At 67.6% G+C, this 12098-nt stretch carries 7 protein-coding genes and 1 pseudogene; 7 read left to right on the forward strand and 1 reads right to left on the reverse strand.

Annotation, left to right across the window (positions count from 1 at the left end; all coding sequences use genetic code 11):
* Nucleotides 1–467: 467 nt before the first annotated feature.
* The 4 genes and pseudogenes from Asi02nite_RS39680 to Asi02nite_RS39690 all read left to right on the forward strand — a co-directional run.
* A pseudogene (locus Asi02nite_RS39680) lies at nt 468–1428 on the forward strand (arabinofuranosidase catalytic domain-containing protein); the annotation flags it as partial.
* Nucleotides 1420–1824: an AbfB domain-containing protein gene (locus tag Asi02nite_RS42620; protein WP_308440201.1), complete on the forward strand. Its 405-nt coding sequence runs from the start codon at nt 1420–1422 to the stop codon at nt 1822–1824. The pseudogene Asi02nite_RS39680 and the gene Asi02nite_RS42620, both read left to right, overlap by 9 nt.
* Nucleotides 1825–2061: 237 nt before the next feature.
* Nucleotides 2062–3843 (forward strand): family 43 glycosylhydrolase, encoded by a 1782-nt coding sequence (locus Asi02nite_RS39685; RefSeq protein ID WP_203719215.1) that lies wholly within the window; start codon nt 2062–2064, stop codon nt 3841–3843.
* A gap of 452 nt (nt 3844–4295) precedes the next feature.
* Nucleotides 4296–5675 (forward strand): glycoside hydrolase family 10 protein, encoded by a 1380-nt coding sequence (locus Asi02nite_RS39690; protein WP_239127671.1) that lies wholly within the window; start codon nt 4296–4298, stop codon nt 5673–5675.
* Nucleotides 5676–5803: 128 nt separating this feature from the next.
* Here the strand turns inward: Asi02nite_RS39690 and Asi02nite_RS39695 are convergent, their stop codons facing one another.
* On the reverse strand, nt 5804–6244 hold the full coding sequence (locus tag Asi02nite_RS39695) for a hypothetical protein (RefSeq protein ID WP_203719212.1): 441 nt from the start codon (nt 6242–6244) through the stop codon (nt 5804–5806).
* 301 nt (nt 6245–6545) lie between these two features.
* On the opposite strand from Asi02nite_RS39695, the gene Asi02nite_RS42155 reads away from it, so the two are divergent.
* The 3 genes from Asi02nite_RS42155 to Asi02nite_RS39705 all read left to right on the forward strand — a co-directional run bounded on the left by Asi02nite_RS42155 (nt 6546) and on the right by Asi02nite_RS39705 (nt 11852).
* Nucleotides 6546–9392, forward strand: coding sequence for an FtsX-like permease family protein (locus tag Asi02nite_RS42155; RefSeq protein ID WP_239127669.1), 2847 nt, complete (start codon nt 6546–6548; stop codon nt 9390–9392).
* A gap of 5 nt (nt 9393–9397) precedes the next feature.
* Nucleotides 9398–10093, forward strand: a complete 696-nt coding sequence (locus Asi02nite_RS39700; protein ID WP_373312438.1) for an ABC transporter ATP-binding protein — start codon at nt 9398–9400, stop codon at nt 10091–10093.
* A gap of 124 nt (nt 10094–10217) precedes the next feature.
* Nucleotides 10218–11852 (forward strand): glycoside hydrolase family 27 protein, encoded by a 1635-nt coding sequence (locus Asi02nite_RS39705; protein ID WP_203719214.1) that lies wholly within the window; start codon nt 10218–10220, stop codon nt 11850–11852.
* The last annotated feature ends 246 nt before the right edge of the window (nt 11853–12098 follow it).

A 12098-nucleotide genomic window follows, 5' to 3' on the forward strand; every position in this document is an offset into this window, starting at 1 on the left:
AAGGCAACAGGGGCAGCCGGTGGACGGTGTCCTCGACACCGCGGATCGTCGCAAGTTTGCTGCCAAACTCGACGGCGAGTCCAGTATTCTCGGCGCCGAGCTCGGGACCGTCCACGTCGGGCATCGGATCACCCGCAGCGGCGCGCCGATCGCGGACCTCGAGCCAGTACTCCCTGCCTCAAGCCGGTTGAGCTCGACCGCGCGGTTCCGCTCAAGCCCGGCGCGGCGGTCATCTCGACGCGGCCAGGCCGGCAGACCGCCGCAAATCCGCGATAGTTCGCTCCTCATCTGCGGACCGACTGCTGATAGTGCACCACGGGCACGACAGGTTCGAGAATGACGAGTCGCTTGACGGCGATCGCCTCATCCGCGGTGAGCCCGCCACGAGCGAGACCGGTGCGAGGCTGGCGGAGTTCTGAGCGCTGGACCGCCTCCTGCACCATCGAGGTCTGCGCACGCCTGTCCTGGTGGCCGCCGCGGCGACCATCCTCCTCCTCGGTGTCCTGGCTGGAGCCGGCACCTCGTTGGCGGCGACCTCTCAATCGTGTGACATCTACGCCGGCGGCGGCACGCCCTGCGTCGCCGCGCACAGCACGACGCTGGCGCTGTACGGCACCTACAACGGCCCGCTATACCAGGTGCGGCGCGCGTCCGACAACACCACCCGGGACGTCGGCGTACTCAGCGCGGGGGGCTATGCCAACGCGGCGACGCAGGATTCGTTCTGCGCCGGCACGACCTGCCTCATCACCGTCATCTACGACCAGTCCGGTCGCGGCAACCACCTGACCCAGGCGCCCCCCGCGGGTTCGCCGGGCCGGCTCCGGGCGGGTACGACAACCTCGCCAACGCGACGGCCGCGCCGATCACGGTCGGTGGCCACAAGGCCTACGGCGTCTTCGTGGCACCGGGCACCGGCTACCGCAACAACAGCACCAACGGCGTCGCCCGGGGCGACCAGCCGGAGGGTATGTACGCCATCTTCGACGGTACCCACTACAACGGCGGGTGCTGCTTCGACTACGGCAACGCCGAAACCAACAGCCGCGACAACGGCAACGGCAACGGCACCATGGAAGCGATCTACTTCGGCAACATCAAGGTGTGGGGGTACGGCACCGAAACGGTCCGTGGGTGATGGCGGACCTCGAAAACGGGCTGTTCTCGGGGGTCAACCCTGGCTACAACGCCAATGATCCGACGGTCAACCACCGGTTCCTGACCGCCATCGTGAAGGGCGAGCCCAACCACTGGGCCATTCGCGCGGGCAACGCACAGTCCGGTGGGTTGTCCACCTTCTACAACGGACCGCGGCCGAACGCTCCGGGATACAACCCGATGAAGAAAGAAGGGGCGATCATCCTCGGCATCGGCGGGGACAACTGTCATGGGTCCGCGGGCACCTTCTACGAGGGAGTGATGACCTCTGGCTATCCGTCCGACGCCACGGAGAACGCGGTGCAGTCCAACATCCTCGCGGCCGGCTACGGCACATCCACGCCAGGTGGCGGGCTACTGACGCCCGGTTCGGCGGTGTCGCTGCGGGCGACGACCGCGTGCTGCACGACGAGATACCTCAGCCATTCGGGCAGCAGCGTGACCACCTCGGTCGTCAACGCTGCCAGCTCGTCGACCGAGAAGGGCAATGCGTCCTGGACCGTACGCGCCGGCTTGTCGAACAGCTCCTGCGTGTCACTCGAGTCGCGCAACACGCCGGGCAGCTTCCTGCGGCATCAGAACTACCAGCTTTACCTGAACACCAACGACGGAAGCTCGCTGGCCGATGACGTCAGTTGGGTCGCGAGCTCCGCCTGGGCCAGTTGACGCGAACCCGCTCCCACCGCACCGCGGCCGTCCCGAGCATCGTCGGGGCGGCCGACCTCCCCTCCAACTCCGACAGTTGATGAACTATGCCTTGACAACGTGTGTTAGCGCTAACAGGATGGAGATTTCCATCTATGCGACCCCACCGTCCCCACCCCCGTGTTCCACGCACGACTCATCCAGGAGGTGAACGTGCACGTCCCCCGCCCTTCGATCCGCGCGCGCCGCTGGCTCGCCATGTTGCTGTCGCCGCTGCTGATCTGCACCGCTCTCGCCGTTCCCGCGAAGGCCGACAACCCGATCATCCAGACCATCTACACCGCCGACCCGGCGGCCCTGGTCCACAACGGCCGCGTCTATCTCTACACAGGTCACGACGAGGACGGCTCCACCAACTTCACCATGCGCGAGTGGCGGGTGTGGTCCTCCGCCGACATGGTCAACTGGACCGACCACGGCACCCCGATGAACCTAGCCACGTTCAGCTGGGCCGACGCCAACGCCTGGGCGGGCCAGACCGTCTACCGCAATGGCCAGTTCTACTGGTACGTCCCCGTACGCCAGCGCGGTGGGGGTATGGCCATCGGCGTCGCGGTCTCGAGCAGCCCCACAGGCCCGTTCCGGGACGCGCTCGGCCGTCCGCTGGTCGCCAACGGCGAGATCGACCCGCACGCGTTCATCGACGACAACGGCCAGGCGTACCTCTACTGGGGGAACCCGAATCTGTGGTACGTCCGGCTGAACGCCGACATGATCTCCTACTCCGGCAGCTCGACGCAGATCCCACTGACCACGGCCGGCTTCGGCACCCGCACCGGGAACCCGAGCCGGCCGACCCTCTACGAAGAGGCGCCCTGGGTCTACAAGCGAAACGGGCTTTACTACAACGTGTTCGCCGCTGAGTGCTGCTCCGAGTTCATCGCCTACTCGACCGCGACGGGACCGACGGGACCGTGGACCTATCGCGGCACGGTCATGCCTCGGCAGGGCAGCAGCTTCACCAACCACCCGGCGATCGTCGACTTCAACGGGAACTCCTACTTCTTCTACCACAACGGCGCGTTGCCGGGCGGCGGTGGCTTCACCCGCTCCGTCGCCGTAGAACGGTTCACGTACAACGCCAACGGCACGATCCCGACGATCAACATGACGACCGCGGGCGCGCCTCAGGTGGGCACGTTGAACCCGTACGTCACCCAGGAGGCCGAGACGGCCGCGTGGTCCTCAGGCGTCGAGACCGAACCGTCGACCGAAGGTGGTCGAAACCTGAGCTTCGTCGGGAACGGTGACTACGTCAAGATCAAGGGGGTCGCGTTCGGCGCCGGTGCAACGTCGTTCACCGCCCGCGTGGCGTCAGGGGCCAGCGGGGGCGCGATCGAGATCCGGCTGGGCAGCCCGACCGGCACGCAGGTCGGCCGCTGCACGGTCGGCGGCACGGGTGGCTGGCAGACCTGGACGAACGCCACCTGCGCGGTCAGCGGCGCCACCGGAACGCAGGATCTGTACCTGCGGTTCACCGGCGGCAGCGGGAACCTGTTCAACCTGAACTGGTGGCGGTTCACCGCCGCGGGCGGCGCCACGAACCTGGTGACCAACGGCGACCTGGAGAGCGGCACGACGGGCTGGGGCGTGTTCGGCGCCGGCACGCTCGCGTCGAACACCAGCGTGGTGCACGGCGGTTCGCGGTCACTCGCGATCACCGGTCGCACCGGCTCGTGGAACGGACCGAGCCAGGACCTCACGGCCAAGCTGACCAACGGCAGATCCTACACCACCAGCGCCTGGGTCCGGACGCAGAGCGGCACGCCGACCGCCAAGGTCACGTTGGCGGTCACCGCCAACGGAACAACGAACTACGTGTCGTTGACGCCCGCAGCGCCGGTCAGCTCCACCGCGTGGACACAGTTGACCGGCACCGTGCCGGTGTCGTGGAGCGGGACTTTGACCAGCGCGACGCTCTACGTCGAGACCACGTCCGGCACCGACGGGTTCTACGTGGACGACGTCTCGGTCCAGTAACGCCGCCGAGAAAAGTCAGGCGAGCCGGCCGCCCGCGGGGCGGCCGGCTCGCAACCACGCGCCGACTCCCTCCGTTAGCGATAACACGCCGGTCGCCGCAATCGATTCGGTCCGAAACCGTTTCGCAACACTCTTGACCCTTCCTGAAACATCGGTCACAGTCCATATGGGCACGCGACGAGGGCAACTTCCCGATCGATCCGCGTTCCGACTCCGATGACAAGCGACCGCGCCGGGCCTCGTGGTCTCCTGTTAGCGATAACAATCGTGATCTCACGGAGGCGGGCGCGCACCGGACGCGGGCCGCTCAGCGAGCGGTTGCGCGGCTCTCCGAAAGGAGTCGAACCATGTGGCGAGCGCCACCTCGCACCACCCCGCGTCGAGGGCACGGCTGGTCTCGCACCCTTGTGCCGCTGGCAGTGACCGTTCTCAGCCTCAGCGCCGCCGTGACCATGGCCGGAACCGCGCACGCCGCCTCGACGCTGGGCGCGTCAGCCGCGGAGCACGGCCGGTACTTCGGCACGGCCGTGGGCGCCAACAAGCTCGGCGACGGCACCTACGTCGGCATCCTGAACCGCGAGTTCAACTCGGTCACGGCCGAGAACGAGATGAAATGGGACGCGACCGAACCGTCTCAGGGGCGGTTCACCTACACGAACGCCGACCGCATCGTGAACCACGCCCGCGCCAACGGCATGAACGTTCGTGGTCACACCCTGTTGTGGCATTCTCAGCAACCGGGTTGGGCCCAGAGCATGTCCGGCAGCGCGCTGCGGTCGGCCGCGATGAACCACGTCACCCAGGTCGCGTCCTACTACCGCGGCCGAATCCACTCGTGGGACGTGGTCAACGAGGCGTTCGCGGACGACGGGCGCGGCAGCCGCCGCGACTCCAGCCTCCAGCGCACGGGCAACGACTGGATCGAAGCGGCATTCCGCGCCGCTCGCGCCGCCGACCCCGGTGCCCGCCTCTGCTACAACGACTACAACACCGATGGAATCAACGCGAAGTCCACCGGCATCTACAACATGGTCGTCGACTTCAAGGCCCGCGGCGTGCCGATCGACTGCGTCGGCTTCCAGTCCCATCTGACGAACTCCGTGCCGGGTGACTACCAAGCCAACCTGCAGCGCTTCGCGAGCCTCGGCGTCGACGTGCAGATCACCGAGCTCGACATCGCGGGGGCCAACCAGGCCGCCGTGTACTCGACGGTCGTGCGTGCCTGCCTCGCCGTCGCGCGCTGCACGGGGATCACCGTGTGGGGCATCCGCGACACGGACTCCTGGCGCACCGGACAGAACCCCCTGCTGTTCGACGGCAACGGCAACAAGAAGCCCGCCTACACGGCCGCGCTGGAGGCGCTCAACGGTGGCAGTTCCAACCCGCAGCCGGGGCCGGTCGATGTCAACGCCTGGTACGTGCTGACCAACCGCAACAGCGGCAAGGCACTCGACCTCTACAACCTCGCCACCAACGACGGCGCCCGCGTCACGCAATGGACGCGCAACGACGGCAACTGGCAGCAATGGCAGTTCGTCGACTCGGGTGGCGGCTATTACCGGATCAAATCCCGCCACTCCGGCAAGGTCCTGGACGTCTACAACTTCTCCACCGCTAACGGCGCTGGAATCGTCCAATGGGCCGACCACAACGGCACGAACCAACAGTTCCGGATCGCCACCTCGGCCGGGGGCTATCTCCGGCTGATCAACCGCAACAGCGGCAAGGCCGTCGAGGTGCAGGGGGCGGCCACCACCGACGGGGCCAACGTCACCCAGTATTCCGACTCCGGTGGCAACAACCAGCAATGGCAACTGGTACGGATGGGCTAGCTCAAGCCACCCCGGCACCAGATTCCGGCCGGGCGGGACGCCAAGGATCCCGCCCGGCCGTTCGTCTTAACCGAGGACGCACGAGGTCAGAAGTACCGCTCAGCCGCCGCCTTCCACGCCGCGCGGAGCTAAGGCTTCGGGACAGTGAATGAGGCAGCGTCAGGAAACGCGACCGGCTGGGCAACGATTTTGCAGAAGGCGAGAAAGGACGAGATCGCCGTCGGCAGGCCGGGTTCGACCTCGAAGGGCCGCGAGCTGCCATCGACGACGCCCCGCGCCACGAACGTGTCCGCTCTGCCGGTGTCGACGGTGAGTCGGAGGCCACCGGGGAGGCTGACGACATAACGGCGGGGGTCGGTGGTCTCCTCGACCACGTCGGTGCCGTCGGGCCAGAGCGGCACGCGCTCGACGCCACCGATGACAACCGTGACGCACCCGTTGGCACGCAGAGCGAGTCGCGCCTCCAGCTCGACGGGTGTACCGGTGAAATGGCCGGGCATGGGCGGGTCACGGAGGTCTCCCACATCGAGGAAACCCGTGCCGACCGAGGTGTCCGAAGGGGTTGTCACCGGTGGCCCGCCGGGCGTTGTGCCATCACCATCGGTGCCGCACCCGACGGCCGCGCTTGCCAACGCGAGGCTGGCAAGGCAGCACCCGAGGCGGTGTGGTCGCATGAAGGAACCAATTCCAGAACGGAGAAGTGGATCGTTATGTCGAGAGTGGATTGATGTTGAGGCGGTCTCTCGCACGATATCGTGTTAGCGTTCACACCTCAAGCTTCTGGAGTCGCCTCGTCGTACCCTCGTGGAGGCCGACTCATCCCGTTGGACGACTGGAGCCGAGCGCGATGGGCACTCATGGCGGGACGCCATGCTGAGAATCGCATTAGCGCAATGGCGGGTGCGTGCGCGGCGCTCGACCGCTTTGCTGTCGATAATCGCCATCGCCGTTACCGGATTCACGCTGCTCACCTCCGCTGCGGTCACTGCGCGACTGGACACGGTCGGCACGGTGCGGGCCAACTTCCGTCCCGCGTACGACATCCTGGTCCGTCCGGACGCCGAGGTGCTGCCGCTGGAGCGGGAACGCGACCTCGTCCAGTCGGGCCAGCTAGCCGGCATGCGGGGCGGGATCAGCGTCGAGGACTGGCAGGCGATCCAAAGCCTGGACGACGTGGCGGTCGCGGCACCAGTCGCGGTCATCGGCTACATCATGCGGACTGTCCCGATCCGGATCGACGTCGGCGACCAGCTCGATCCCGACGCACGGCAACAGGTCCTGCGGGTCCAGCCCACCTGGGTTACCGACGCCGGACTGAGCCACATACCGGACGGCCCCGCTTTCGTATACGCCACGTCGAACGTGCTGCGGGCAAAACCATTCACCGAGCTCCGCCGTGGCGAACGCGCCGTGGGGCCGACCGAGAATTACCCGGACGGCACACGACGTCCGGTCTGCCCACTCGTCCCGTTCATCGGTGAGAGTGACCTCGTCGACCCGACCGACGCCAGCGCCCGGTCATCATTGACGTGCACCGGAGGTCCGGGATCGCTCACCGCCATGGGCGATCCGACCACCCCTACCCTCACTTTCGCGTGGACCGTTCCGTTTCTGATGGCGGCCGTCGACCCGGTGCAGGAGGCCGCACTCGCGGGACTGGACGGCGCCATCTCCACCGGTCGTTACTTCAATCCCGCGGAGGCGCCGGCCGAACGTCGATTGGCGGGCATGCCCTACCCCTATGCGGCATTGCCGATCCTCATCGCCGATCGACCGCAGGTCGACGCACGGCTGGACATCGATGTTCTTCGCCTGGATGGCGGCGCCGTCGACCTGATCCGCAGAAACCCGACCGACAGTCGCGGCCTGCGCGCCGCGCTGGCGACCCGGACGGGAACACCCGTAGCGACCCGGTCCATCGCGGTTGAAGCGCCCTACCGCGAGATGGTGCGGGAGATGCTCGACCCCTCGCCCGACCGCCGCTCGGACGGGGCGTACCCGAATTCCATGTGGCTTGAGCAGTTCTGGACCGTTGGGCCGGCCGAGCTGACCCCGGACGGTTCCGGCCTGCGCGCCGAGCGGACGCCGACCGACCGGAAGAGCTGGGGCCTTGGCGGCGATTCCGGTGACGTCGCCCATTCCGTGCCGATGGAGCTCGCCGACACCGGTGTGCGCGGTGGCCTCGCCGTGCACCGCAACCTCGGCGGTCCACACGCCATCGGGGACATCGCGATGCCGGACGTGACGCTGGACGCGGTCGGCACCTTCGACCCGACCCGTGTGACACTGGGCAGCCCACTTTCGGCCGTGCCGATGGACACCTACTTCAACCCGGGTGCGCGCGGAGCCGACGAACCATCACGGCAGGCGCTGGGCGGGCGACTCCTGGAGCCGAATGCCAACGTCACCGGTCTGCTTGGTCAGCCGCCGTTGGTGCTGACCACGATGGCAGCACTGCCGCAGATCTTCGGAGCGGGTCAGTACAACACCGCGCCCGCCTATCCCGAACTCCAACTCGACGAGGAGGCACCGATCAGCATGGTGCGGGTGCGCCTCCCCGGCGAGGTTGGCATGGACGCGCTTTCCCGCGAGCGGGTGCGCCTCGTGGCGGAACGCATCGCTGACGTGACCGGTCTGCGGGTCGACATCACGCTCGGATCCTCCCCCACCCCCGTGACAGTCCACAATCCGGCCGGCGAATTCGGCCGACCGGCGCTGGCGCTTGGGCAGCCGTGGGTCAGGAAGGGTGTCGCCGCTGTCCTCGTGCAGGCCGCCGACCGCAAGAGCGTGCTGCTCTCCGTCCTTGTGCTGGCGGTCTGCGCGGTCGCGATCCTCAACGCCACGGCCGCCGCGACCCGGGCCAGACGCACCGAGCTCGCTGTGCTGGCCTGTCTGGGGTGGACGAGGCGCAAGCTGTTGCGGCTGCTGTGTACCGAACTGGCGGGGATCGGCCTGGCCGCCGGCGTGACCGGGACGTTGGTGACCGTGCCTATCGCGCTGGCGTTCGACCTCGCGGTCAGCTGGCCGCGAGCGTTGCTCGCCATTCCCATCGCGGTCGTGCTCGCTCTGCTCGCTGGAGCCGCGCCGGCCTGGCGGGCGTCTCGGTCCGATCCGGGTGCCCTGCTGCGTCCAGCGGTGGCTGCACGCGCCGCCCGCCTGCACCGGCCACGCCGGGTGGTGGGGCTGGCGCTGGCGAACGTCGCTCGCGCCCCCGGCCGCACGGTACTCGGAGCTCTGAGCCTGGCCATCGGGATCACCGCGCTCACGGTGCTGCTGTCGATCACGTTCGCCTTCCGTGGCGCCGTCGCCGGCACGCTGCTCGGCGAGGCCGTGGTCCTGCAGGCCCGGACAGTCGACTACCTTGCGGTGGCCGTCACGATCGCCCTCGGAGTCGTCTCCGTGGCCGACGTGCTCTACCTCAACGTTTCCGAGCGTGCCGCCGAGTTCGCGCTGCTCGCCGCTGTGGGATGGCCGGACGCCGCACTGGCGCGCCTGGTGTTCGTGGAGGCGGTCGTGATGGGAGCGGTCGGAGGTGCGGTCGGCGCCGGCGCCGGGCTTGGTGCAGCCGCTCTCTTCGCCGGAGGTGCGACGGGCATGATCGGTTTGATCGCCGGTGCCGCGTTCACGGTCAGTGTCGGGGTGTCGATCCTCGGAGTCGTCGTACCGGTGGTCCTCCTCCGTCGGCTGCCCACCGCCCAGCTTCTGGCCCAGGAGTAGCACGCGTGACCGAGAGGATTGTCCGCGCTGTGGCGGCCCGGAAGGTCTTCCGGCTGCCGGACGGCGGCCGCTTCTCGGCCGTCGACGGGGTCAGCCTGGACATCGAAGAGAGCGCGACGGTCGCGCTCACCGGGTCGAGTGGCGCAGGGAAGTCGACGCTGCTGCACCTGTTCGGTGCACTGGAGCGCCTCGACGGAGGGACGATCGAGGTCGCCGGTCATGATGTCGGCAACCTGTCCCGCCGCGGCCTGGCCGCCTACCGCCGTTCCGTGGGTTTTGTGTTTCAGCGTTTCCATCTGTTGTCGGCATTGACCGCGGTCGACAACGTGGCAGCACCTGTCCTCCCCTTCCGCACCGGTTACGACCCCCGCGCGCGCGCCAGGGAGCTACTCGAACTCGTGGGCTTGGCCGACCGCGCCGACGCCCTGCCCTCCCGTCTCTCTGGTGGGCAGCAGCAACGGGTGGCCATCGCCCGCGCACTGATCAACCGGCCGCGACTTCTGCTCGCCGACGAACCAACCGGTAATCTGGATTCGCGCACGAGCGCGTCCATCATGGACCTGTTGCTGCGCTTGCGGGACGAGTGCCACACCACGGTCGTCATCGCCACCCATGATCCGATCATCGCGGCGCGCTGCGACGTGGTGCACCGGCTCTGCGACGGTCAGCTCGAGCGAGCGGAGCCGCCAAGTCCGTCCTGAGCGAAACATCCTGCATGTACATCGGTGGATGTTATCGCTAACATGTCTTGAAACACGGGCGTAATCGTCGCGCAACGATTCCCATCGCGTCACGGCTACGTCCCGCACATCGGACGGAGGATGGATGCGCACGACAATCAGATTGTTGATCGCGCTGGCGCTGGTGGTGGCAGGCGCCGGGGCGGTGATCAGCGGACCGGCCTCGCCCGCATGGGCACTCAACAACGGGGTGGGTCGCACTCCGCCAATGGGCTGGAACACGTGGAACACCTTCGGCTGCAACATCAGCGAAGCCTTGATCCGCCAAACGGCGGACGCCCTCGTCGCCAACGGCATGCGCGACCTGGGATACCGCTACGTCGTGGTCGATGACTGTTGGTTCAACCCCGACCGGGACGCGCAGGGGAATCTGCAGGCACACCCGACGCGCTTCCCCAGCGGGATGCGGGCCCTCGGCGACTACCTGCACGCGCGCGGGCTGCTGTTCGGGATCTACCAGTCACCAATGGACCAGACGTGCGCGCAGTACTTCGACGCGTTCCCCGGCTCGACCGGCAGTCTTGGCCACGAGGCCCAGGACGCCCGTCAGTTCGCCGCCTGGGGTGTCGACTATCTGAAGTACGACTGGTGCTCGCCCAACGGGACCATCAACGACCAGGTGACCGCGTTCGCGCGAATGCGTGACGCGTTGGCCGCGACCGGACGCCCGATCCTCTACAGCATCAACTCCAACAGCATCCACGCGAAGACCGGCCCGCTGCGCAACTGGGGCGATGTCGCCAACATCTGGCGAACGACCGAGGACATCACCAACGCCTGGAACACCGGTCAGACCAACGGTTATCCGATGGGCATCCAGAACATCGTCAACGTGAACGTCCCGCTCGCCTCCTACGCGGCGCCGGGCTCGTTCAACGATCCGGACATGCTCGAGGTCGGCAACGGCGGGATGACCGACACCGAGATGCGCAGCCACTTCGCGCTCTGGTCCGTCATGGCGTCGCCGCTGATAGCCGGCAACGACGTCCGCAACGCGAACGCGGCCACCCTGGCCATCCTGCGTAACCAGAACCTGGTCGCGATCAATCAGGATTCGCTCGGGCTGCAGGCCACCCAGGTGTCGAACGACGGCACCCGGCGAGTCCTGGCCAAGCGGCTGGCCAACGGTGACGTGGCGGTCGCGCTGTTCAACCAGGGATCCTCGACGACCACCGTTTCTACGACGGCGGCGGCCGTCGGCAAGACCGGCTCGTCGTTCAGCCTGCGCGACGCATGGACGAACGCCACCACGACCACGACATCGTCCATCTCGGCCAGCGTCCCGGCGCACGGCACCGTCGTATATCGGCTCAGCGGCGGCTCCACCGGACCTACGCCTACCACGTTCCGGCTGCGGGGCGAGGCGTCCGGGCGCTGCCTGGACGTCAACGGGGCGGCGACGGCCAACGGCACCGCGATGGTGATCTGGGACTGCCATTCCAACGCCAACCAGGCTTTCACGCAGAGCGGCCAGACGCTGCGCGTGCTCGGCAAGTGCCTGGAGGTGTCGGCCACCGCCACCGCGGGCACCGCCACCCACCTGTGGGACTGCAACGGTGGCAACAACCAGCAGTGGACCTTCAACAGTAACGGCACCATCAGCAGCGTGCGGTTCCCCAGCCTGTGCCTCGACGTCAACGGGGCAGCGACCACCAACGGCACCGCGGTCATCGTGTGGACCTGCCACACCGCCGCCAACCAACGGTGGGCGCGGGTCTGACGAACGACGGTGGCGCTCAGCGTCGTAAGTGTCAGGAAGGGGTCCCTTCCAATCGGAAACCGATTGGAAGGGACCCCTTCCGCCTGACTGCGCCGCGCCCTCGAAGCCAGCTCAGTTCTTGGCCTGGCCGGCCTTGACCTCGTCAGCCGTCCAGTAGCCCGAGTCGATCAGGGACTTCTGGATGTCATCCTTGTAGACCGTCTCGACGGGCAGCAGGTACGAAGGGACGACCTTCTTGCCGTTGTC

It is taken from the genome of Asanoa siamensis, assembly GCF_016862555.1.
Lineage (GTDB): Bacteria > Actinomycetota > Actinomycetes > Mycobacteriales > Micromonosporaceae > Asanoa > Asanoa siamensis.